Annotated in this window: 18 protein-coding genes; 8 read left to right on the top strand and 10 right to left on the bottom strand. The window is 55.0% G+C overall.

What is annotated here, in order from left to right; translation table 11 throughout:
* Window positions 1–225: 225 nt before the first annotated feature.
* The 3 genes from focA to pflA all read left to right on the top strand — a co-directional run bounded on the left by focA (window position 226) and on the right by pflA (window position 4361).
* Window positions 226–1083, top strand: a complete 858-nt coding sequence (focA, locus tag F0319_RS03195; RefSeq protein ID WP_008499974.1) for a formate transporter FocA — start codon at window positions 226–228, stop codon at window positions 1081–1083.
* Between the two features lie 51 nt (window positions 1084–1134).
* Window positions 1135–3417, top strand: coding sequence for a formate C-acetyltransferase (pflB, locus tag F0319_RS03190; RefSeq protein WP_023310992.1), 2283 nt, complete (start codon window positions 1135–1137; stop codon window positions 3415–3417).
* Between the two features lie 203 nt (window positions 3418–3620).
* Window positions 3621–4361 (top strand): pyruvate formate lyase 1-activating protein, encoded by a 741-nt coding sequence (gene pflA / locus F0319_RS03185; protein ID WP_149366266.1) that lies wholly within the window; start codon window positions 3621–3623, stop codon window positions 4359–4361.
* Window positions 4362–4397: 36 nt separating this feature from the next.
* Here pflA and F0319_RS03180 read toward each other — a convergent pair whose 3' ends face one another.
* From F0319_RS03180 to lrp, 10 genes are all read right to left on the bottom strand, one after another.
* Window positions 4398–4928 (bottom strand): anti-virulence regulator CigR family protein, encoded by a 531-nt coding sequence (locus F0319_RS03180; RefSeq protein WP_111963925.1) that lies wholly within the window; start codon window positions 4926–4928, stop codon window positions 4398–4400.
* Window positions 4929–5051: 123 nt separating this feature from the next.
* Window positions 5052–6200, bottom strand: a complete 1149-nt coding sequence (locus F0319_RS03175) for an MFS transporter (RefSeq protein ID WP_111963924.1) — start codon at window positions 6198–6200, stop codon at window positions 5052–5054.
* Window positions 6201–6476: 276 nt separating this feature from the next.
* Window positions 6477–7340, bottom strand: coding sequence for a dimethyl sulfoxide reductase anchor subunit family protein (locus tag F0319_RS03170; RefSeq protein ID WP_111963923.1), 864 nt, complete (start codon window positions 7338–7340; stop codon window positions 6477–6479).
* 1 nt (window position 7341) lies between these two features.
* Window positions 7342–7959, bottom strand: a complete 618-nt coding sequence (locus F0319_RS03165) for a DMSO/selenate family reductase complex B subunit (protein ID WP_021240882.1) — start codon at window positions 7957–7959, stop codon at window positions 7342–7344.
* 10 nt (window positions 7960–7969) lie between these two features.
* Window positions 7970–10414 carry a dimethylsulfoxide reductase subunit A gene (dmsA, locus tag F0319_RS03160; protein ID WP_111963922.1) on the bottom strand — a complete coding sequence of 815 codons (2445 nt, stop codon included), beginning with the start codon at window positions 10412–10414 and terminating at the stop codon, window positions 7970–7972.
* Window positions 10415–10625: 211 nt separating this feature from the next.
* Window positions 10626–11918, bottom strand: coding sequence for a serine--tRNA ligase (gene serS / locus F0319_RS03155; protein ID WP_008499983.1), 1293 nt, complete (start codon window positions 11916–11918; stop codon window positions 10626–10628).
* Between the two features lie 92 nt (window positions 11919–12010).
* Window positions 12011–13354, bottom strand: coding sequence for a replication-associated recombination protein RarA (gene rarA, locus F0319_RS03150; RefSeq protein ID WP_111963921.1), 1344 nt, complete (start codon window positions 13352–13354; stop codon window positions 12011–12013).
* Window positions 13355–13363: 9 nt separating this feature from the next.
* Entirely contained in the window at window positions 13364–13978 is a 615-nt protein-coding gene (gene lolA, locus F0319_RS03145; protein WP_021240884.1) for an outer membrane lipoprotein periplasmic chaperone LolA, read from the bottom strand.
* A gap of 128 nt (window positions 13979–14106) precedes the next feature.
* Window positions 14107–17838, bottom strand: a complete 3732-nt coding sequence (ftsK, locus tag F0319_RS03140; protein ID WP_149366265.1) for a DNA translocase FtsK — start codon at window positions 17836–17838, stop codon at window positions 14107–14109.
* A 135-nt stretch (window positions 17839–17973) separates the two neighbouring features.
* Window positions 17974–18468: a leucine-responsive transcriptional regulator Lrp gene (gene lrp, locus F0319_RS03135; protein WP_000228469.1), complete on the bottom strand. Its 495-nt coding sequence runs from the start codon at window positions 18466–18468 to the stop codon at window positions 17974–17976.
* 544 nt (window positions 18469–19012) lie between these two features.
* Here lrp and trxB point away from each other — a divergent pair.
* The 5 genes from trxB to infA all read left to right on the top strand — a co-directional run bounded on the left by trxB (window position 19013) and on the right by infA (window position 24836).
* Window positions 19013–19981, top strand: a complete 969-nt coding sequence (gene trxB, locus F0319_RS03130) for a thioredoxin-disulfide reductase (protein WP_032638969.1) — start codon at window positions 19013–19015, stop codon at window positions 19979–19981.
* A gap of 114 nt (window positions 19982–20095) precedes the next feature.
* Window positions 20096–21862 carry a heme ABC transporter permease/ATP-binding protein CydD gene (gene cydD / locus F0319_RS03125; protein ID WP_149366264.1) on the top strand — a complete coding sequence of 589 codons (1767 nt, stop codon included), beginning with the start codon at window positions 20096–20098 and terminating at the stop codon, window positions 21860–21862.
* The gene (cydC, locus tag F0319_RS03120) at window positions 21862–23583 is read left to right on the top strand and encodes a heme ABC transporter ATP-binding protein/permease CydC (RefSeq protein WP_149366263.1); all 1722 of its coding nucleotides are present in this window, start codon (window positions 21862–21864) and stop codon (window positions 23581–23583) included. The genes cydD and cydC overlap by 1 nt, the downstream gene beginning before the upstream one ends.
* Window positions 23584–23628: 45 nt before the next feature.
* Entirely contained in the window at window positions 23629–24333 is a 705-nt protein-coding gene (gene aat, locus F0319_RS03115; RefSeq protein ID WP_111963917.1) for a leucyl/phenylalanyl-tRNA--protein transferase, read from the top strand.
* A gap of 284 nt (window positions 24334–24617) precedes the next feature.
* A complete protein-coding gene (gene infA, locus F0319_RS03110) occupies window positions 24618–24836 on the top strand; it encodes a translation initiation factor IF-1 (protein WP_002211347.1) in 219 nt (72 codons plus the stop codon).
* Window positions 24837–24966: the final 130 nt, after the last annotated feature.

Below are 24966 nucleotides of genomic sequence, written 5' to 3'. Positions count from 1 at the left end.
CCATATTAATTAACTGTCTCCGAGGTGGCTGAACGAAAAAATTCAACTCTTTTCATAACTTTTAAAATTTATTTTTATACGGATAATCAAATACTTACTCCGCATTTGTTGTAAAACCATACACACTGCGGGCCTATAAGCCAGGCGAGATATGATCTATATCAATTTCTCTTCTATAATGCTTTGTTAGTATCTCGTCGCCGACTTAATAAAGAGAGAGTTAGTGTGAAAGCTGACAACCCTTTTGATCTTTTACTCCCCGCTGCGATGGCCAAAGTTGCCGAAGAAGCGGGTGTCTATAAAGCAACGAAACACCCGATGAAGACGTTCTATCTGGCAATCACGGCTGGTGTGTTCATCTCTATCGCTTTCGTCTTCTACATCACCGCCACCACCGGTACTGCCGGAATGCCTTTCGGCATGGCCAAACTGATTGGCGGCATTTGTTTCTCACTGGGTCTGATTCTCTGCGTCATCTGCGGCGCCGACCTCTTCACCTCAACGGTGCTGATTGTCGTGGCAAAGGCCAGCGGAAGAATTACCTGGGGTCAGCTGGCACGTAACTGGCTTAATGTTTACGTGGGTAACCTGGTTGGCTGTCTGCTCTTTGTTTTGTTGATGTGGCTTTCTGGCGAGTACATGACCGCCAACGGTGGCTGGGGCCTTAACGTCCTGCAAACCGCCGACCACAAAATGCACCACACATTTATCGAAGCCGTTGCTCTCGGCATCCTCGCTAACCTGATGGTCTGCCTGGCTGTATGGATGAGCTACTCGGGTCGTAGCCTGATGGACAAAGCCTTAATTATGGTTCTGCCGGTTGCGATGTTTGTTGCCAGCGGCTTTGAGCACAGTATCGCGAATATGTTCATGATCCCAATGGGCATTGTCATCCGCGACTTTGCGAGCCCGGAGTTCTGGACCGCAGTTGGTTCATCCCCGGAAAGTTTCTCACACCTGACTATTATGAATTTCATTACTGATAACCTGATCCCTGTCACTATCGGGAACATTATCGGTGGGGGTCTGTTAGTTGGGTTGACATACTGGGTCATTTACCTGCGTGGCGACGATCATCATTGATGGTTTTCTCAGGCAGTAAATAAAAAATCCACTTAAGAAGGTAGGTGTTACATGTCCGAGCTTAATGAAAAGTTAGCCACAGCCTGGGAAGGTTTTGCGAAAGGTGACTGGCAGAATGAAGTAAACGTACGTGACTTCATTCAGAAAAACTATACCCCGTATGAAGGTGACGAATCCTTCCTGGCTGGCGCAACTGACGCGACAACCAAGCTGTGGGACAGCGTAATGGAAGGCGTTAAACTGGAAAACCGCACTCACGCGCCAGTTGATTTTGACACCTCCGTTGCTTCCACCATCACTTCTCACGATGCTGGCTATATCAACAAAGCCCTTGAGAAAATCGTTGGTCTGCAGACTGAAGCACCACTGAAACGCGCAATCATCCCGTTTGGTGGTATTAAAATGGTTGAAGGTTCCTGCAAAGCGTATAACCGCGAGCTGGACCCAATGCTGAAAAAAATCTTCACCGAATACCGCAAAACCCACAACCAGGGCGTATTCGATGTTTACACCAAAGACATTCTGAACTGCCGTAAATCTGGCGTTCTGACTGGTCTGCCAGATGCGTATGGCCGTGGCCGTATCATCGGTGACTACCGTCGCGTTGCGCTGTACGGTATCGACTTCCTGATGAAAGACAAGTACGCGCAGTTTGTTTCCCTGCAGTCCGATCTGGAAAACGGCGTAAACCTGGAAGCGACTATCCGTCTGCGTGAAGAGATCGCTGAACAGCACCGCGCGCTGGGTCAGATCAAAGAGATGGCTGCTAAATACGGCTGCGATATCTCTGGTCCTGCTACCAACGCTCAGGAAGCTATCCAGTGGACCTACTTCGGCTACCTGGCCGCAGTTAAGTCTCAGAACGGCGCAGCAATGTCCTTCGGTCGCGTATCCACCTTCCTGGATGCTTACATCGAACGTGACCTGAAAGCAGGCAAAATCACCGAGCAAGACGCTCAGGAAATGATTGACCACCTGGTCATGAAACTGCGTATGGTTCGCTTCCTGCGTACTCCTGAATATGATGAACTGTTCTCTGGTGACCCAATCTGGGCAACAGAATCTATCGGCGGTATGGGCGTTGACGGCCGTACTCTGGTGACCAAAAACAGCTTCCGCTTCCTGAACACCCTGTACACCATGGGTCCTTCTCCGGAGCCGAACATCACCGTTCTGTGGTCTGAAAAACTGCCTCTGAACTTCAAGAAATTCGCCGCTAAAGTGTCCATCGATACCTCTTCTCTGCAGTACGAGAACGATGACCTGATGCGTCCGGACTTCAACAACGACGATTACGCTATCGCTTGCTGCGTAAGCCCAATGGTTGTTGGTAAACAAATGCAGTTCTTCGGTGCGCGTGCAAACCTGGCGAAAACCATGCTGTACGCTATCAACGGCGGCGTTGATGAAAAACTGAAAATGCAGGTTGGTCCTAAATCTGAGCCGATCAAAGGCGACGTTCTGAACTTCGACGAAGTCATGGACCGCATGGATCACTTCATGGACTGGCTGGCTAAGCAGTACGTCACTGCACTGAACGTTATCCACTACATGCACGACAAGTACAGCTACGAAGCCTCTCTGATGGCGCTGCACGACCGTGACGTTATCCGCACCATGGCGTGTGGTATCGCTGGTCTGTCCGTTGCTGCTGACTCCCTGTCTGCAATCAAATATGCGAAAGTTAAACCAATTCGTGACGAAGACGGTCTGGCTATCGACTTCGAAATCGAAGGCGAATATCCTCAGTTTGGTAACAACGACTCTCGCGTTGATGACATGGCGGTTGACCTGGTAGAACGTTTCATGAAGAAAATTCAGAAACTGACTACCTACCGTAACGCTATCCCGACTCAGTCTGTTCTGACCATCACCTCTAACGTTGTGTATGGTAAGAAAACCGGTAACACCCCAGACGGTCGTCGTGCTGGCGCGCCATTCGGCCCAGGTGCTAACCCAATGCACGGTCGTGATCAGAAAGGTGCTGTTGCCTCTCTGACTTCCGTAGCTAAACTGCCGTTTGCCTACGCGAAAGATGGTATCTCTTACACCTTCTCTATCGTGCCAAACGCGCTGGGTAAAGACGACGAAGTGCGTAAAACCAACCTCGCGGGTCTGATGGATGGTTACTTCCACCACGAAGCGTCCATCGAAGGTGGTCAGCACCTGAACGTGAACGTAATGAACCGTGAAATGCTGCTCGACGCGATGGAACACCCTGAGAAATATCCTCAGCTGACCATCCGCGTATCTGGCTACGCAGTACGTTTTAACTCCCTGACTAAAGAACAGCAGCAGGACGTTATCACCCGTACTTTCACTCAGTCCATGTAAGTGGAATTGACTGAAATCACGCGTTAACAAGCGTACAATAAAGGCTCCACTTCAGTGGGGCCTTTTTAGCACCCTCTCCACCTCAGTCTCTTTTGTCCGCTATCTATACTTAATGGATAACAGCCAAAACAGACTTAACACAGCCGGCTTTGAGCTGTGCATACACAGGCCCGGGACGGGCCGATGATGGAGATATCACCGCAATGTCAACTATTGGTCGTATTCACTCCTTTGAATCCTGTGGCACCGTTGATGGCCCGGGCATCCGCTTTATCACCTTTTTCCAGGGCTGCCTGATGCGCTGCCTGTACTGCCATAACCGCGATACCTGGGACACGCACGGCGGCAAAGAAGTGACCGTTGAAGACTTGATGAAAGAGGTGGTGACCTACCGCCACTTTATGAACGCGTCCGGGGGCGGCGTCACCGCATCCGGCGGTGAAGCCATTCTTCAGGCTGAATTTGTCCGTGACTGGTTCCGCGCCTGCCACAAAGAAGGCATTCATACCTGCCTGGATACCAATGGCTTTGTACGTCGCTACGATCCGGTGATTGATGAACTGCTTGAAGTGACCGATCTGGTGATGCTCGATCTCAAACAGATGAACGATGAGATCCATCAGAACCTCGTTGGTGTCTCAAACCACCGCACGCTGGAGTTTGCCAAATACATAGCCGACAAAGGCATCAAAACCTGGATCCGCTACGTGGTTGTTCCTGGCTGGTCAGACGATGACGACTCCGCGCACCGCCTGGGGGAATTCACCCGTGACATGGGCAACGTCGAGAAAATCGAGCTTCTGCCCTATCACGAGCTGGGTAAACATAAATGGGTGGCCATGGGCGAAGAGTACAAACTCGATGGCGTGAAGCCGCCGAAAAAAGAGACGATGGAACGCGTGAAAGGTATTCTCGAGCAGTATGACCACAAGGTCATGTATTAAAGAAAAGGCCCGGTAAAACCGGGCCTTTTTTATATTCTATTTAAATACACCGTTAATAACGGACGTCACAATGGCTGTGCTCAGCGCAATTAAGACCAGGTCGTCCCCGACCACGCGCCATTCATAGCCTGGGTAGGAAGGAAGCTGGTCCAGCATAGAGGCTGGCACGGTTTTCTTCGCAATGCCCGGAGGAAGCGGTTTACCACGGGCGAGGTTTTTCGCGATGCCCGGAGGCAGAGAGTCATAGCCCGTTAAGCCATAATTCAGCGCCAGGTGACGCGCATGATCGAAGCTCACGCGAGCATCAACATCATTACCGACATCTTTGCTATTTTTGAAGCTCTTATTCGATTTTCCAGGGTTATCCTGTCCGCTATTTTGCTTATTTCCATGGTTGCCGGAGTTACCAGAATTCCCGTTACCATGATTACCGCCATTACCTTGTCCGCCACCGTTTCCGTGACCACCGCCGTTCCCGTTTCCAGGATTAGCCATGACCGGAGCAGTTGCAAACGTTAAAGACAACACTACGGCAAGTGCGGTAGTGGAAAAACGACGAATAGACATGATTGCTGCCTTATAGTGTTAGGACTCACATGAATTATCGCCTGGCGCAATAAACAAACAATAAGTAAAACTCTTAGTTGTGATGGGGACAAAAAAGCCTGTCATCGACAGGCTTTAATTTAATCAGGCATGTGCCACAGGCGTTGGATGCTCACCTGCTTTACGCAGCAGCATTAAGAGATATATAAACGACACGCTGGCAATCATGATAAACAGTAAATTGTCGGAGTAATTCTGCATCAGCATCGCGGTAAACGTCGGCCCTAATAAGCTGCCGATGGTATAGCTCAGTAACAGCGCCTGGTTCATTGCCACCAGCTGGTGATGCTCAACTTTTTCGCAGGCCCAGGCCATTGCCACCGGATAGAGCGTAAAGCCGGCGGCCCCGAGAATGAACAGCGCAGGCGCCATCGCGGCATTGCTGAGCATGGCAAGACATCCCATGATGACCACGAAGACCTGAACGCGCAGCACCAGCAAACGACCGAAGCGGTCTGCCAGTCGGCCAATCGGCCACTGCCCGACGATCCCCGCACTCACCATGACCGCCATCCAGAAGCCAATTCCGGAATCGCTGACGCCCTGATGATTCAGATAGAGCGGCATCAGGCCATAGAGCGAGCCCAGTACAATCCCCGATATAATGCAGCCGTTAACGCCCAGACGCGCATGACGCAGTCTGAGCATTGGCCAGACGTGGGTTGCTTCCTGGTGTTCGCTGTTCTGGTTCACGATGCGCGTGAAGAGCAAAGGCAAGATCGCGGCCAGCACCATACCCGTTACCCACGGCAGAACGCTCATGAGGTCGGTTGGCAGCTTGCTGACCATCAGTTGCCCCAGTACGGTGCCGACGTAATAAACCATCATATAGGCTGCCAGCAGGCGTCCACGATTACGGGAGGTGCCGCTGCACATCAGCGCACTTTCAACGACTACCCAAATCATCGCGCAGCCTACACCGGCGATAAAGCGCCATGCCATCCAGCTCCAAAAGCCGACCATCAGGCCCAGCCCCGCACACCCGGCAGCGAAAATCAGCGAAGCCAGATAATAGCTGCGGTTAAAGCCAAAGCGCTTAATCAGGCTCCCGGTCACCAGGGTTCCAAGAAGGTTGCCGGTAAAAAAGGACGAGCTAACCATACCCACCTGCCAGGTCGGTAAGTTTTCATGGGCAAGCCACAGCGGGACGAGCGTATTTAACACTGCGATCGCCAGGGTCAACAGAAGCAAGCCACAGAGCAACAGCAGCACTGGCCGGGTATAGGTGGTCATGGATTAAAAAGCCGTGAGGAAGTTCAGATTTCGTGCGCATCATGCCACTGGCAAAAACAAAGTCAATCCACTGATTTAGCCGCCTCGCACAATATGTTCCCTGTCGATTTAAAAAACTTATCCTGCTAATGCCACGCCTGCTATAGATATTAATTATGTCTCTGTTTTCATTTATTAATGGGCAAAATTAAAACAAAACGACAGTCGAAAAATTTCATGATCGAAAAAAGAAAAAGCCGGGCACTCAGGCCCGGCTTGATATAACCAAATACAACGTTAACTGGCGATAGCCATACCTACAGTCATATGCAACCCGTAGAACACGCCGCGACCAATCAGTTCACCCGCCAGTACCAGCACAAAAGCCAGTGACAGCAGCGGCAGCGCGGGCTGATAACCTTTGAGCTGAGGAGCAATCCAGAATACCAACGCGGCGACCAGCAGAACGATGCGCCAGGCCATCAGAGCACCGTAGTCCGGTACCAGGGCAGAAGCCTGCTGGATAGAGCTGTGAATGGTTGCCAGTTCTGCACCCTGCATCAGGGCGACTATCGAACTCACTACCAGCGCCAGCAGAGAAACTGCGGGCAGCAAACGCATTGCCCACCCGTCTACGCCCGCCACGCGCAGCAGCAGGTAGCCCAGCAGCGGTCCGCCGATCAACATCGTCAGGAAGAAGCTCATTGGCGTCCAGACGCTGTACCATGTTGGAACGGTATCGATGGTGTTATAGACGCGCACCATCATCCACACGAACACCACGCCTAACACCATGGTCACGATTAGCCACAGGCTGCGCAGACCCGCAGGCAATTTTTTCATGGCGGCCAGCAGCCAGCCCAGCCCACCGACGGCAAAGAAAATTGCTCCGCTGGCAATCTCATTACTGAGGGATGAGGCACCCACGCGGTTCAGGGAGTTAAACGCGCGCATAGGCGACCCCAGGTGAAGCGTAGAGGCGATAAACCCAATCCCCATCAGCACCCACAGGCCAAACATGCTCAACACTAAACGCTGCTGCTGTTCAGCATTAAGGCGACCTTTCAACAGCGCCAGCGCGAGCACAATGAAACCACCCGCCACGCACTGACCAAAGACCGTGAAGATCATCAGCGGCCATTCATGCCATCCACTTCCCATCTCACACCTCCTTCGGATTTGCCAGGTAGCCGGTGGTGTCCCCTGTAGGACGGCTGTTGGCGTTAGGTTTAATTACAATGCTCGGCTTCGTGAAGTGCGCAGACGGCAGCGGCGCCACGGCAGCGAGCTGCCCGTGTTTTTGACGCAGCTCTTCAATCGGACCGAAGTCCAGCGCGCGCAGCGGGCAGGACTCGACGCAAATCGGCTTTTTGCCGTCCGCTACGCGGGTGTGGCAGCCATCGCATTTGGTCATATGACCTTTGGCGGCATTGTACTGCGGCGCGCCGTACGGGCACGCCATATGGCAGTACCGACAGCCGATGCAGACATCTTCGTCCACCACCACAAAACCGTCTTCACGCTTGTGCATCGCCCCGCTCGGGCAGACCTTAGTACAGGCCGGATCTTCACAGTGGTTACAGGCAATTGACAGGTAATAGGCAAAAACGTTCTGATGCCAGACGCCGTTATCTTCCTGCCAGTCCCCCCCGGCGTATTCATAAATACGGCGGAAGCTGACGTCAGGGGTCAGGTCTTTGTAATCTTTACAGGCCAGCTCGCAGGTTTTGCACCCGGTGCAACGGCTGGAATCAATAAAAAATCCATACTGGGTTGTCATCGGTTACTCCTTAAACCTTTTCAACCTGGACAAGGTTTGTGTGGGATGGGTTGCCTTTCGCCAGCGGCGACGGACGCTGCGTGGTCAGTACGTTAATACTGCCAGCCTGGTCGATGCGGTTTGCATCAGGGCTATACCAGGCACCTTCACCCAGCGCCACTACGCCTGGCATCATGCGCGGCGTCACTTTGGCTTCAATGTGAACCTCGCCGCGACCGTTGAAGATCCGCACGCGATCGCCATTGCTGATGCCTCGCGCTTTGGCATCCATCGGGTTGATCCACATCTCCTGTCGGCAGGCGGCTTTCAGCACGTCGACGTTACCGTAGGTAGAGTGAACACGCGCTTTGTAGTGGAAGCCGGTCAGCTGCAGCGGGAATTTCGCCGTCAGCGGATCGTTGTAGTTTTCAAAGCCCGGCGTGTAGATCGGCAGCGGATCGATAACGTCCCCTTCCGGCAGTTCCCAGGTTGACGCAATTTTTGCCAACTCTTCGGAATAGATTTCGATTTTGCCCGACGGCGTGGTCAGCGGGTTCGCCTGCGGATCTTCACGGAACGCTTTGTACGCCACGTGGTGCCCTTCCGGATCGCGCTGTTTGTACATCCCCTGCTTGCGGAAGGTGTCAAAGTCCGGCAGGTCAGGAATGGCCTTACGGGAGAGTTCATGCAGATGGCGCATCCACCCTTCCTGAGTCCGCCCCTCAGTAAACTGCTGCTCAACGCCAAGACGTTTCGCCAGCTCGGAGGTCATCTCATAAATGGTTTTGCACTCAAAGCGCGGTTTAATCGCCTGGTCGGTAAAAATCACGTAGGACATGTTGCCGCAGGATGCATCCAGCGCGAAATCCATCTGCTCAGAGGCGGTGCAGTCTGGCAGCAGGATATCGGCATATTTCGCCGAAGAGGTCATGTGGCAGTCGATCACCACAATCATCTCGCACTTCTTGTCGTCCTGCAGGATTTCATGGGTACGGTTGATTTCTGAATGCTGGTTGATGAGGCAGTTACCGGCATAGTTCCAGATCATCTTGATCGGCACGTCCAGCTTGTCCTTGCCGCGCACGCCGTCGCGCAGGGCGGTCATTTCCGGGCCGCGTTCAATCGCATCGGTCCACATAAACATGGAGATGCTGGTCTGAACCGGGTTATCCAGCGTCGGCATACGTTCGAACGGCACTTCATATGAACCTTCACGCGCGCCGGTGTTACCGCCGTGAATGCCGACGTTGCCGGTCAGAATGGAGAGCATGGAGATGGCACGGGTCGCGATTTCGCCGTTCGCATGACGCTGCGGACCCCAGCCCTGGCTGATATAGGCCGGTTTGGCTGAACCAATTTCACGCGCCAGCTGAACGATACGATCAGCCGGGATGCCGGTGATGGTGGACGCCCACTCCGGCGTTTTCGCCACGCCGTCGCTGCCCTGTCCGAGAATATACGCCTTGTAGTGACCGTTTGCCGGCGCGCTGGCTGGCAGAGTTTTCTCGTCATAGCCGACGCAGTATTTATCCAGGAAAGGCTGATCGACAAGATTCTCAGTGATCATCACCCACGCCAGGGCGGAGACCAGCGCCGCGTCGGTCCCCGGACGAATGGGGATCCACTCGTCTTCACGTCCGGCGCCGGTGTCAGTGTAGCGTGGGTCGATGATGATCATGCGGGCATTGGATTTGGCGCGGGCCTGTTCGAGGTAGTAGGTTACCCCACCGCCGCTCATGCGGGTTTCACCCGGGTTATTGCCGAACAGCACCACCAGCTTACTATTTTCGATATCAGACGGGCTGTTTCCGTCCGCCCAGCCGCCATAGGTGTAGTTCAGGCCAGCAGCAATCTGCGCCGATGAGTAGTCACCATAGTGATTGAGATAACCGCCGCAGCAGTTCATCAGGCGCGCCACCAGCGTTTTACCCGGTGGCCAGGAACGGGTCAGCGTGCCGCCAAGCGTCCCGGTACCGTAGTTCAGGTAGATGGATTCGTTGCCGTACTCTTTAATCAAACGCTGCATGTTAGTGGCAATGATATCGTAGGCTTCATCCCAGCTAATCCGCTCGAACTTCCCTTCCCCACGCTTACCGACGCGCTTCATCGGGTATTTCAGGCGGTCAGGATTATAGACACGACGACGCATGGAGCGACCGCGCAGGCAGGCACGGACCTGATGTAACCCTTCGTAGTTATCGTCCCCGGTATTGTCGGTTTCGATATATTTAATTTCACCATCCACCACATGCATACGCAGCGGACAACGGCTACCGCAGTTGACGGTACAGGCACTCCACACCACTTTTTCCGGGGAAGTGGCCGGAGACAGAGCATCAGCCGCCGACGCCAGTCGGGTAAAGGGGAGCGTGAAGGCACTGCTGGCTACGGCCAGGCCGCCTATAGCCGTGGTTTTCATCAAACCACGGCGAGTGACCTCGGCAGCCATTAATGCTTCAGGCGCGTTGATTTTCATAGAGACTCACTTTGGTTGCTCACAAAGAAAAGAGAGGCGGCGCAAACCGCTATGTAGTTTTATATATAACGAATATTTTCGTTATCAGCGTTTTATGCTGACTTTCATTCGGAGGAGTATTACTACTTTAGAGGGAGGGGGTATTGCGTCGTATCAATTCATAAGCATAAAAAAAAGCGCCCTGAGGCGCTTTTTTGTTTTAAGACAAATATTAACCGATGTACTGCTGGCCTTTCATGTATGGACGCAGCACTTCAGGGATCTCGATACGACCGTCTGCCTGCTGATAGTTTTCCAGCACGGCAACCAGGGTACGACCCACAGCCAGACCAGAACCGTTCAGGGTATGTACCAGACGGGTTTTCTTGTCAGATTTGCTGCGGCAGCGTGCCTGCATGCGGCGCGCCTGGAAATCCCAGACGTTAGAGCAGGAGGAGATTTCACGGTAGGTGTTCTGCGCAGGCACCCACACTTCCAGATCGAAGGTTTTGCAGGCGCCAAAGCCCATATCACCGGTACACAGAGCCATACGACGGTACGGCAGACCCAGCAGCTCCAGAACCTTCTCCGCGTGGCCGGTCATCTCTTCCAGCGCGTCCATAGATTCTTCTGGACGAACGATCTGCACCATCTCAACTTTGTCGAACTGGTGCATACGGATCAGACCGCGCGTGTCGCGACCGTAAGAACCGGCTTCAGAACGGAAGCACGGTGAATGTGCCGTCAGTTTGATCGGCAGATCGTCTTCGTCGATGATCTCATCACGCACTAGGTTAGTCAGCGGCACTTCCGCGGTTGGGATCAGCGCGTAGTTGCTACTGTCTGCTTCTTCGTCCAGCGGGCGGGTATGGAACAGGTCGCCGGCAAATTTCGGCAACTGGCCCGTACCGTACAGCGTATCGTGGTTGACCAGATACGGCACGTAGGTTTCGCTGTAGCCATGCTGCTCGGTGTGCAGATCCAGCATGAACTGCGCCAGCGCGCGGTGCAGATGGGCAATCTGGCCTTTCATCACCACGAAGCGAGAACCTGTCAGCTTAACCGCTGCCGCAAAGTCCAGGCCCGCGTGCATTTCGCCCAGCGTCACGTGATCGCGTACTTCGAAGTCAAACTCACGAGGCGTACCCCAGCGCTTCACTTCAACGTTGTCGTTTTCATCTTTGCCGACAGGCACGCTGTCGTCAGGAATATTCGGGATAGCCAGGGCAATATCACGAATCTCGGCCTGAAGAACGTCCAGCTCAGCTTTCGCCTGATCCAGTTCTTCACCTAGCTTGTTCACTTCCAGGCGTAATGGCTCAATATCTTCCCCGCGCGCTTTCGCCTGGCCGATGGATTTCGATCGAGAGTTACGCTCTGCCTGCAGATTTTCAGTTTGTACCTGCAGTACTTTACGACGCTCTTCAAGAGCGCGTAGCTTATCTACATCCAGCTTAAAGCCCCGGCGTGCCAGTTTTTCAGCGACTGCGTCTGGCTCATTACGCAGCAGATTGGGATCGAGCATGCTTATCCTGTGCTTATCGAATTAAAATAGGGAAATGTGACCACAGCCTGCGGCCACAAGGATACTACGCCAACATTACCGCAACGATTGAACTAACGGTAGCGTTTTATAGGGCTATTTTGATCCTGTCCGGCGAGCCAGGTGAGCTTTTCACCAATCTTGCCTTCAAGACCTCTGTTTGTGGGGCGATAATAGCGCGTTTGTGCCATCTCCTGCGGGAAATATTCCTCCCCTGCGGCGTAGGCATTGGGTTCATCATGAGCGTAGCGGTACTCCTGCCCATACCCCATCTCTTTCATCAGTTTGGTCGGTGCATTACGCAGATGAACCGGCACATCGTAGTCCGGGCGTTCACGCGCATCCGACATTGCCGCTTTAAACGCGGTATAAACCGCATTGCTTTTCGGCGCGCAGGCCAAATAAACAATCGCCTGCGCAATGGCACGTTCGCCCTCCGCGGGTCCAACGCGGGTGAAGCAGTCCCAGGCCGACAGCGCGACCTGCATAGCGCGTGGATCGGCATTGCCAACATCTTCAGACGCAATCGCCAGACAGCGGCGCGCGACATACAACGGATCGCCGCCCGCAGTGATAATGCGCGCGTACCAGTAAAGCGCCGCATCCGGCGCGCTGCCGCGTACCGACTTATGCAGCGCCGAGATCAGGTCGTAAAAACGGTCGCCTTTATTGTCGAAACGGGCGCTGCGTTCACCAGCAATTTCGGTGAGCAATTCCGGTTTAAGCACCCGCTTCCCGGCATCGTCGACTTCGGCCATATCGGCCATCATTTCCAGCGTATTCAGCGCCCGACGCGCATCGCCGTTGACCAGCTCCGCAATCGCACGACGCGTGTCGTCGGGCAGAACGATATCCTGCCCGCCGTAGCCGCGCGCTTTGTCGTCCATCGCCTGGGTGAGAACCTTTTCAATATCCTCGGTGGTCAGCGATTTGAGCAGATAAACGCGCGCGCGGGAGAGTAGCGCCGAGTTCAATTCAAACGACGGATTCTCGGTGGTCGCGCCGATGAAGAAGATCGTGCCGTCTTCAATATGCGGCAGGAAGGCATCCTGCTGGCTCTTGTTGAAGCGGTGGACTTCGTCCACGAAGAGGATGGTGCGCCGCCCGGCATTGCGGTTCTGCCGCGCACGCTCGATCGCCTCACGGATCTCCTTCACGCCGGAGGTCACCGCCGAGATGCGTTCAACGTCCGCGTTGGCATAGCGGGCGATCACTTCTGCAAGCGTGGTCTTGCCGGTGCCAGGGGGCCCCCAGAGGATCATGGAGTGAAGATGCCCGGCCTCAATGGCGCGTGGCAATGGCTTACCGGCAGCCAGCAGGTGCTGCTGGCCGATGTACTGCGCTAAATTTTCTGGCCGCATACGGGCGGCCAGAGGTTGAAACGCGTTATCTGAAAAATCGAGCGACAGATTGCCCACTCACGCCTCTTACTTATTGCGTTGGTCGTCCACCGTCACGCCCTTCGGCGGGGTAAAGGTGAATTTCGATGCATCAACGGCGCCGTTCTGCTGAGATTTAAGCTGGTAGCTGCTGCGCTGATCGTCCTGCTCAACCGCGCCGAACTGATTAATGGTACCGTTGGTGCTCACGTTAATGGTGAACTGCTTCAGGTTGCCGTTGCTGCCTTTCGGCGTCAGGACGAACTCGTCACCCGTCTGTTTAATATTGTACTGCTGCCAGTCGCTGGCCTGGTTTCGGGCAATCAGCATAAACGGCGTATTGCTGGTGGCATCTTTCAGCCAGGTCGCAGTAGCCTGCTCAACGAACGGGTTGTAGAACCATAAGGTTTTACCGTCAGACACCAGGATGCTCTCATCCGGCTGGGTCATGTGCCAGTTGAACAGATTTGGGCGTTTTACCCACAAATCTCCCTGGCCTTCCTGCACCGCGTTGCCGCTGCCGTCCGTCACTTTTTGCGTGAAGCTGGCGTGGAAGCTGCTTACTTTATCCAGTCGGCTTTTAAGGTCGCTGGCTGCATCAGCCCAGACGCTGCTGGCAACAAAACTGGTGAGTAATGCACAGGCGATGGCGATTTTTTTCATTGTTATTCCTTAAAATACGTCTTCCCGATATGGGATTTCCGTCTTCTATTCTGGACCTGCCCGAAGGCAGGCGACAGAAGAAAATGCTTAATTTTGGCTGATTTACCCTTCTTTGCAAACGCTGAAGGTTAATCAAACGGCGGCGGCGCCAGCACCTCGCGGTTACCGTTATGCCCCTGCTCGCTCACAATGCCCTGCGCTTCCATCTGCTCGATGATACGCGCTGCGCGGTTATAGCCGATGCGGAATTGACGCTGCACGCCTGAGATGGACGCTTTGCGTTTTTCGGTAACGAAGTTAACCGCCTGATCGAATAACGGATCCAGCTCTTCACCACCGTCGAAGCCACCGCCGCCGCCTTCGCTTTCCGTATCGCTGGTAATGCCGTCAATATATTGTGGACGACCGCGCGCTTTCCAGTCCTGCACGACAGCGTGAACTTCCTCGTCGCGGACAAACGCACCGTGAACACGCACCGGAGAAGTGGAGTTCGGGCCGGAATAGAGCATGTCCCCCATTCCCAGCAGCGACTCTGCGCCGCCCTGATCAAGAATGGTACGGGAGTCAATTTTGCTTGATACGGTAAAGGCGATACGCGTCGGAATGTTCGCTTTGATAAGACCAGTGATAACGTCCACGGAAGGACGCTGGGTCGCCAGCACAAGGTGAATACCAGCCGCACGCGCTTTCTGCGCCAGACGGGCAATCAACTCTTCCACTTTCTTACCAACGGTCATCATCAGGTCAGCGAATTCATCGACCAGCACGACGATATAAGGCAGTTTTTCCAGCACCGGATGCTGGGCATCCATGCTGTCACCTGGCTTCCAGTAAGGATCCGGGATCGGACGTCCCATACGCATAGCCTGGGCGATTTTCTCGTTATAACCGGCCAGATTACGTACGCCCAACGCAGACATCAGCTTGTAGCGGCGTTCCATCTCATTGACGCTCCAGCGCAGGGCGTTGGCGGCGTCTTTCATGTCGGTGACCACTTCGGTCAGCAGATGCGGGATGCCTTCGTAGACCGAAAGTTCGAGCATTTTCGGGTCGATCATGATGAAACGCACATCTTCCGGCTGCGCTTTATAGAGCATGCTGAGGATCATGGCGTTCACACCGACAGACTTACCGGAACCGGTAGTACCCGCGACCAGCAGGTGAGGCATTTTTGCGAGGTCTGCCACCACCGGATCGCCAGCGATATCTTTACCCAGCACCACTGTCAGCGGGGATGGGTTATCGCGGAATTTGGTGTTATCCAGCACTTCACGCAGGTAGACGGTCTGACGTTTCTTGTTCGGCAGCTCAAGACCAACGTAAGGTTTGCCCGGTATCACTTCCACCACACGTACCGCAACGGTCGACAAGGAACGCGCCAGGTCGCGGGACAGGTTAGAAATACGCGCGGCTTTAACGCCTGGCGCCAGGTTCAGTTCAAAACGGGTGATAACAGGGCCCGGCGAGTAGTTCACCACGTCAGCCTTGATACGGAAGTCGGCCAGACGGGCTTCCACCAGACGCGCCATCTGCTCCAGCGCGAAGGTATCGACGGGTTCCACTTCCGACGGCGGCGGCGTTAACAGATCAAGAGACGGCAGCGGCGTGCTTGGACGCTGCAGCGGACGGCTGTCACCGTTACGCATCAGCAGCGGGTGAATCAGGCTCTCTTGCTGCTGAGGCGCAGGCTGCTGGAACTGCGGCGGCTGCGGTTGCTGAACTGGTTGTTGCGGTTGCGCATATGGCTGCTGAACGGGCTGCTGCGGCTGCGCATACGGCTGATGAACAGGTTGTTGCGGCTGTGCATAGGCCTGTGGTGCTGGCTGCTGGCGCACAGGCTCAACTTCCGGCATCACGCTCGGGGTAAATAAAGGCTCGCTCGGGCCATCATCCACCAGATCCTTCATCGGCGAGAATTCAAAATCAGACAGTGAGAACGGATTTGCACCAGCCGGTTGTTCACCGGAATAACGCTGCTGCTGGGTGGCGGCGAACTGGCGCGCTAATTCCGCTTCTGCAGCGTCATCTTCGTCTTCAGGCACAGGTTCACCGTGCTGATATTCTTCACCGTAGCGTTGATTCTGCTGCGCGGCGAACTGGCGGGCCAGCTCGTCCTGTTGCATCTCATCGGCGTCATCTTCGTACTCTGGCTCGCGCGCTTTCTCTTCTGCCATGCGCTGGGAAGGCAGCTTGATACCATAAGAGGCAAGTTCACGACGGGTTGGTACGCGAACGCGGTTAGGACGAGGCAGTTGCGGACCAATCCCCTCCTTCACCTGAGGACGTGGCGCGCCCCCTGTTGCCAGGCTAAAGACAGGTGCAGCCACGGCAGCGGCCGCGGTAGCCTGCTTCACGCTTTCCGCTACGGGTGCAACTACAGGTGTCGAGTCGACCGGTGGAACTGGGACAGAAGGCGCTTTCGTCACCGGCTCCTGCACCGGTTCAGGCACAGGCTGATACCAGGCGGCCAGCTGTTCGCGTTCACGCGCGCGGCGCTCTTCGACTTCTTCAAAATAGTACAGCGGTGGACGGGCAGGCTTCACCTCTTCCACGATTTCAGGTTCAGGCTGCGGCGCTACATGAGGCTGCACAGGTTCAACCGGTTCTGGCACATACTCCTGATACGGCTGGGCCACAGGCTGTTCAAAGTGAGGGTAATCTTGCGGTTCATACGCAGGCTGCGGCGGCTGATATGGCTGCTGCCACTGCTCCTGCTGCACAGGGACATAGCTCTCTGGTTCAGGCGCGATAACGGGCTCCGGCGTGTGAACACCGGGAGCAGTCTGCCAGTCAACCTGAGGTTGCTGAATAACGGATTCCGGCGGCGAAACCGGCGCGGATGGCATCACGGCGTCGACAGGCGCGGCATACGCCTGCGCTGCGGTTGTCGCGGCTGCGGCTGCCGCAACCGGTTCAGTGACCGAGTGACCGTTTAACAGCGGGTCGTATTCGTCAAAGTCCCCGGGCGTGGCCCGGCTGCCAGAGAAGAGCACATCGTCAGGATCGACTGCGACACCCGCAGCGCGATACGCCACCTGCTCGTCTTCATCCATGCGTTTACCGGAGAAGAGCGCCTCATCGGTTTTACGACCTAGCGGGTTGGCAAATTTCTCAGCAACACGCTGACGACGCGCCAGCGCGCCGCGCAGAATACGCGCGCGACGAGATTCGCGACGCTGCACAGGCGCGTCATCTTCCTCTTCATCTTCGTACTCGTCTTCATCAACCCACGTATCGTCACGGCGGGTACGGTTGCTGGCGAAGGTCAGAATGGTGAGGATAAAACTACCAATTTTCTCGGCAATGCTCACCCAGGACCAGCCGGTAAATAGCGTTAGCCCGGCCGCCCAAATGCACAGCAGCGCCAGCGTGCCGCCGCTGCTGTGCAGCATCGGCTGTAGCGCAGAACTGAGTAAGCTGCCGATTACACCGCCAGAGGCGAAGTACCAGATATCATCCGCATTGATTGCCGCTAGCCCGCACGAAGTAAGGATCAGCGCCAGCGCGCCAATCAGGCGCAGCGACACGGCGAAATAGTCGATGTAATCATCGTTCTGACGATGACGCCACGCAAACCAGCAGCCGCCAATGATAATAACGGGGAGGGTGTAGGCCATCACACCGAAAATGAAAAACAGCGTATCCGCCAGCCAGGCACCAGGGACACCGCCTAAATTATGGATAGGCTCATGCCATGCAGTTTGTGACCAGCTGGGATCTGAAGGATTGAAACTGAATAAGGCTGCCATCAGCCAGACGGCAAAAAGGGCAATAACAATCAGCAAAGCCTCGAGGAGACGACGTCCGCTGCTTAGCTTCGATAGTGTGACTTCTTTGTCTTCAGTGTATTCCTGGCTCAAAAAAGGCTCTCCAGGTATCAGGCATATCCTGCCTTTTTGCTAAAACGGACAACAGCGCCGGGACTCCCCGGCACTGTTGCTGTATGGATTAACAGGAGTGTAATCAAACTACGCTGATTTTGCACCTGTTCCGTGTTAGCGCGTCTTAATAACCAGACGATTGCTCTGTTTGACCTCTTCCATCACCACATATGTACGGGTGTCGTTCACGCCTGGCAGACGCAGCAGGGTTTCCCCCAGCAGCTTACGGTAGGCGGACATATCAGGCACTCGGGTTTTCAACAGGTAGTCGAAATCACCGGACACCAGATGACACTCTTGAATTTCTTCAAGTTTTTGTACAGCGGCGTTGAATTGTTCAAACACATCCGGCGCACCACGATTCAGAGTAATCTCAACAAATACCAGAAGTGAGGCATCCAGATAATGCGGGTTCAACAGAGCAGTGTAGCCCTGAATGAAACCCTGTCTTTCCAGTCGGCGCACACGCTCAAGGCACGGCGTCGGGGAAAGTCCCACACGTTTTGAAAGCTCGACGTTGGAAATACGCCCATCCTTTTGCAATTCATTAAGAATGTTACGATCGATACGGTCGAGATCTTTGCCAGGGCGCTTCTTGCTATCTACCATTATTATTGTCTCTCTGTATTCCTTCCCTACTCCTGCCTGGACCCTGTGCACATCACTGTTCAGAGCCTGTACCCGTTAGTCATCACATCGCCTGATTATGTAATAGACGCGATGCGGATTCGGGTTCTGTTGGTAAGAAGACCGTTGCCCGAAGGCTGTCACCGACATCACGTATGGCGTCTGTCCACGCCATGCGTAGATTTCACTGACCCGGTAAAAATGGCATTTACGTGCATGCCTATGCGGCATACGGTTAACGCGGTTTTTTTTCTTCCTTGAATGTTTTCGCAAAAGCGCAGGGGATTGTCAAAGCAAAACATCGTTTTTTAGTACAACATGCCGGATATTCATTACGGCAGGGTATTAATCCTCATTTTATTGCCTTAGAAACGACCGCTTTTATCGAGAAAGCGTGAGGTTATCGCGCGCTATTCATCGTCCATGGCTATTACACAGATTGATATCAAAATTGCTGCGCTCTTTTTTTACGGCAACAAATTCCCTACAATCCAGCCAAATGTCTGCCAACAACAATGGGGATCTCATGGGCACGGCCAAACACAGTAAGCTGCTAATCCTTGGTTCTGGACCTGCGGGATATACCGCAGCGGTCTATGCTGCACGCGCTAACCTGCACCCGGTACTCATTACCGGTATGGAAAAAGGCGGTCAGCTGACCACCACCACCGAAGTGGAAAACTGGCCAGGGGACCCGAACGACCTGACCGGGCCGCTGCTGATGGAACGTATGCACGAGCATGCCGCTAAATTCGAAACCGAAATTTTGTTCGACCACATCAACAAGGTCGATCTGCAGAACCGTCCGTTCCGCCTGACGGGCGACAGCGGCGAATACACCTGCGACGCGCTGATCATCGCCACGGGTGCTTCTGCCCGTTACCTCGGTCTGCCATCCGAAGAAGCGTTCAAAGGCCGCGGCGTCTCTGCCTGCGCAACCTGCGACGGTTTCTTCTACCGTAATCAGAAAGTCGCGGTCATCGGCGGCGGCAACACCGCAGTGGAAGAAGCGCTCTATCTGGCAAACATTGCCTCTGAGGTGCACCTGATCCACCGTCGCGAAACCTTCCGCGCGGAGAAGATCCTGATCAAACGTCTGATGGATAAAGTAGCAAGTGGCAACATCGTGCTGCATACCAACCGTACCCTGGAAGAGGTGACGGGCGACCAGATGGGCGTTGCCGGTCTGCGTATCCGTGATACCCAGAACACTGATAACGTTGAAACGCTGGAAGTGGCGGGCCTGTTTGTGGCGATCGGTCACAGTCCGAACACCGCGATCTTCGACGGTCAGCTGGAGCTGGAAAACGGCTACATCAAAGTGCAGTCCGGTATTCACGGTAATGCGACTCAGACCAGCATCCCGGGCGTCTTTGCGGCCGGCGACGTGATGGACCATATTTATCGTCAGGCGATCACCTCAGCGGGAACCGGCTGTATGGCCGCGCTGGACGCTGAACGCTACCTCGATGGACTGGCTGAACAAGGTAAATAATCTTTACAAGTCAGTAACAAACGTAAATAAAGGCGGCGATAAGTCGCCTTTATTGTCTCCCCGTTGTAACATTGCGCTGCCCAACTTCTAATAACGTCACCTGCAAAGTACGCAATGGAAAAAACCCGTCAACAAGAGTTAACACGCTGGCTGAAACAGCAAAGCGTTATTTCCCGCCGCTGGCTTACGATTTCCCGTCTTTTGGGGTTCGTTAGCGGTCTGTTGATTGTTGCCCAGGCATGGCTGCTGGCCCGCATTCTTAATCACATGATCATGGAGAACATTCCGCGCGAAGCGCTCCTGCTGCCCTTTATTGTCCTGATCCTGATTTTTGTTCTGCGCGCCTGGGTGGTATGGCTGCGTGAGCGCGTCGGTTTTCACGCCGGACAGCACATCCGTTACGAGATCCGCCGTCAGGTGCTCGATCGTCTTCAGGAAGCCGGGCCCGCCTGGATCCAGGGTAAACCGGCCGGTAGCTGGGCGACGCTGATCCTTGAGCAGATTGACGATATGCACGACTACTACGCGCGCTATCTGCCGCAGATGGCCCTTGCCGTCTTCGTTCCGCTGCTGATCGTTATCGCTATCTTCCCGGTGAACTGGATGGCGGCGCTGATTCTGATGGGAACCGCCCCGCTGATCCCGCTATTTATGGCGCTGGTCGGGATGGGGGCAGCGGATGCCAACCGCCGTAACTTCCTGGCATTGGGTCGCCTGAGTGGCCATTTCCTCGATCGTCTTCGCGGCATGGAGACATTGCGCATTTTTGGCCGCGGTGAAGCGGAAACCGAAAATATTCGCATGGCGTCACAGGACTTCCGTCAGCGCACCATGGAAGTCTTACGCCTCGCCTTCTTATCTTCCGGCGTACTGGAATTCTTTACCTCTCTGTCGATTGCCCTCGTGGCGGTCTACTTCGGCTTCTCCTACCTTGGCGCGCTGGATTTTGGTCATTACGGCACGGCGGTGACCCTTTCTGCCGGTTTCCTGGCGCTGATCCTGGCACCGGAATTTTTCCAGCCGCTTCGCGATCTGGGAACCTTCTATCACGCCAAAGCGCAGGCGGTTGGCGCCGCCGATAGCCTGAAAACGTTTCTGGAAACGCCGCTGGCCCACCCGGAGCGGGGTGACGTAACGCTGAATGCTAAAGATCCGGTGACGATTGAAGCGCAGGACTTTTCCATTCTGTCGCCCGAAGGCAAAGTCCTCGCCGGTCCGCTGAACTTTACCTTACCTGCCGGACAACGCGTGGTGCTCGTCGGCACCAGCGGTTCCGGGAAAAGCTCTCTACTGAACGCGCTATCCGGTTTTATGGCCTACACGGGTTCACTGCGGATCAACAAAACCGAACTGCGCAACCTCGAGCCTGACGCCTGGCGTAAACAGCTCAGTTGGGTAGGACAAAACCCGCAGCTCCCGGCTTCTACGCTGCGTGAAAACGTGCTTCTGGCGCGCCCGGACGCGCGTGAAGATGAGCTGCAATCGGTTCTCGACCGCGCCTGGGTCAGCGAATTTCTGCCGCTGCTGCCGAAAGGGGTGGATACCGTGGTCGGCGATCAGTCCGCCGGGCTGTCGGTCGGGCAGGCGCAGCGCGTGGCCGTTGCCCGAGCGCTGCTTAACCCATGCCAGCTGATGCTGCTGGACGAGCCCGCAGCAAGCCTGGATGCCCACAGCGAGCAGCGCGTAATGGAGGCCCTGAACGCTGCCTCCCGGCAGCAAACCACGCTGATGGTTACCCACCAGCTGGAAGGCATTGCCGACTGGGACCAGATCTGGGTCATGGAGAACGGTCGTATTGTTGAGCAAGGCGATTACGCCTCTCTCGTTGCAGCCCAGGGACCATTTGCCGCTCTGCTGGCGAACCGTCAGGAGGATATCTGATGCGCGCTCTGCTGCCTTATCTTGCGCTCTATAAACGCCATAAATGGATGCTGACGCTGGGGATTGTGCTGGCGATTGTCACGCTGCTCGCCAGCATTGGCCTGCTCACGCTTTCTGGCTGGTTTCTGTCGGCCTCGGCCGTCGCGGGGTTCGCCGGATTATACAGCTTCAACTATATGCTTCCGGCGGCCGGGGTTCGCGGTACCGCCATCACCCGTACTGCCGGACGCTATTTCGAACGCCTGGTGAGCCACGACGCCACCTTCCGCGTGCTGCAGCACCTGCGTATCTACACCTTCAGCAAACTGCTGCCCCTCTCCCCTGCCGGGCTGGCGCGTTTTCGTCAGGGCGAGTTGCTTAACCGCGTGGTGGCAGATGTCGACACGCTGGATCACCTTTATCTGCGCGTAATTTCCCCTATCGTGGGCGCGTTTGTGGTGATTCTGGTGGTCACGCTGGGGCTGTCTGTTCTGGATGTTCCCGTTGCGCTGACGCTGGGCGGGATAATGCTGTTAACGCTTATCGTTCTGCCGCCGCTGTTTTACCGCGCCGGGAAATCCACCGGGGAAAACCTGACTCGTCTGCGTGGGGACTATCGACAGCAGCTGACCTCCTGGCTTCAGGGCCAGGCAGAGCTGACCATTTTTGGTGCCAGCAAGTGCTACCGCGCCCGCATGGAAAGTACGGAGCTAAACTGGCATGAAGCCCAGCGCCGCCAGTCGGAACTGACGGCCTTTTCTCAGGCGCTAATGATGCTAATCGGCGGTGTGGCGGTGATTGCCATGCTGTGGCTGGCTTCCGGCGATATCGGGGGAAATACACAGCCGGGTCCTCTTATTGCCCTTTTCGTTTTCTGTGCGCTGGCCGCATTTGAAGCGCTGGCTCCGGTGACGGGCGCCTTCCAGCACCTGGGTCAGGTGATCGCCTCTGCCCTGCGCATCACCCAGATCGCCGAGCAGGAACCGGAAGTTACGTTCAGTGCCGGGCAGACCGCGGTACCTGAGCAGGTTGCGCTGACGCTTGACGATGTCACCTTCAGCTATGACAAACAGGCACAGAACGCGCTGGAGGGTATCACCCTTTCTGTTAATGCCGGACAGCGGATTGCGATCCTCGGCCGTACCGGCTGCGGTAAATCGACGCTGCTGCAGCTGCTGACCCGCGCCTGGGATCCGCAGCGCGGTCAGATTCGTTTTAATAACACGTCGCTGACCGATTTTAGCGAGCAAGCCCTGCGCAAAACCGTCAGCGTCGTTCCGCAGCGCGTGCATCTGTTTAGCGCCACACTGCGCGATAACCTGCTGCTGGCAGCCCCAGAGGCCACTGATGATACGCTTCGCGCCGTGCTGGAGCAGGTCGGGCTGCAAAAACTGCTTGAGGACGACGGGCTGAACAGCTGGCTGGGCGAAGGCGGCCGTCAGCTCTCCGGCGGTGAACTGCGCCGTCTGGCAATTGCGCGCGCGCTGCTGCACGATGCGCCTCTGATGCTGCTTGACGAGCCCACCGAAGGGCTGGACGCCACGACCGAGAGTCAAATCCTTGATTTGCTGGCCAATGTCATGACCGGTAAAACCGTCCTGATGGTCACGCACCGCCTGCGCGGACTGGCGAGTTTTGATCGGATAATTGTGATGGACAACGGACACATTATTGAGCAAGGTAGTCACGCAGAGCTGTTGGCGAAACAGGGTCGCTACTACCAGTTTAAACAGCGTCTGTAGACTATATTTGTAGCGTCCTCACTCGCGTACTGGAGTTTTGCTGTCATGCGCCTGGTCCAGCTTTCTCGTCATAACATCGCGTTCCCTTCTCCGGAAGGGGCGCTGCGTGAGCCCAATGGGCTGCTGGCCCTTGGCGGTGACCTCAGTCCTGCTCGACTATTGATGGCATACCAGCGCGGTATCTTCCCCTGGTTTTCTCCCGGCGATCCGATTTTATGGTGGTCTCCCGATCCGCGCGCCGTGCTGTGGCCAGATCAGTTTCACCTGAGCCGCAGCATGAAGCGTTTCCATGCAAAATCACCGTACCGCGTCACCCTTAATCACGCCTTTGGTCAGGTCATTGAAGGCTGTGCCGAAGACCGCTTTGAGGGAACATGGATAACCCGAGATATTATTACCGCCTACCACCAGCTTCATGAGCTTGGCTACGCCCACTCAATCGAGGTGTGGGACGGCGGAGCACTCGTCGGCGGCATGTATGGCGTGGCGCAGGGTACGCTGTTTTGCGGCGAGTCGATGTTCTCCCGCGCGGTTAACGCCTCGAAAACGGCGCTGCTGGTCTTCTGCCAGGCATTTGCCCAGCGCGGCGGACGCCTGATCGATTGTCAGGTGCTCAACGAGCACACGGCCTCTCTCGGTGCCGTTGAGATCCCGCGACGCCAGTACATTGAGCATCTGGATGCCAGCCGTCAGGAGAAGCTCCCCCGCGACTTCTGGATACCGAGAACGCTCTTTATGCCCAATGCCTAAATGTTTTCCGCATATTTTTTGTGAGGGTGTTATAATTATGCCGCAGAGTAGCTTCTGCCTGTTGCCCCGCCGCCGTTTGGGACCCTCGCTTCAGATAACGTTCTGACGTTTATCCTGTTGTCTCCCCTTTACGAATGCGTTTCCTGTTCGGTTGTACCGTGACGCTTGGGCAATGCGCCGAAACTGTTTTGCTGCGTTTTAATCGCGCAATTCTTTACTTAATTGATGAATTTCGGCATTATCTTGCCGGTTCAAAACTTGGTAGTGATACCCCAGAGGATTAGATGGCCAAAGAAGACAATATTGAAATGCAGGGTACCGTACTTGATACGTTGCCTAATACCATGTTTCGCGTAGAGCTGGAAAACGGTCACGTGGTAACTGCGCACATCTCCGGTAAAATGCGCAAAAACTACATCCGCATTTTGACGGGCGACAAAGTGACTGTTGAACTGACCCCGTACGACCTGAGCAAAGGCCGCATTGTCTTCCGTAGTCGCTAATTGTTTTCGCCTGTAATGGCAGATGAATATATAAAAGGTCGGGTTAATCCCGGCCTTTTTTATTTGTGGCTTTAAAGTGGGTCTGCGGGAAGATATATTTTAGGGCAGCCGATACCCTCTCCCACAGAGA

The sequence above is a fragment of the Enterobacter vonholyi genome (genome assembly GCF_008364555.1).
Lineage (GTDB): Bacteria > Pseudomonadota > Gammaproteobacteria > Enterobacterales > Enterobacteriaceae > Enterobacter > Enterobacter vonholyi.
Note: the sequence above shows the minus strand (reverse complement) of the source record. Positions and strands in the feature narration are given on the sequence as shown.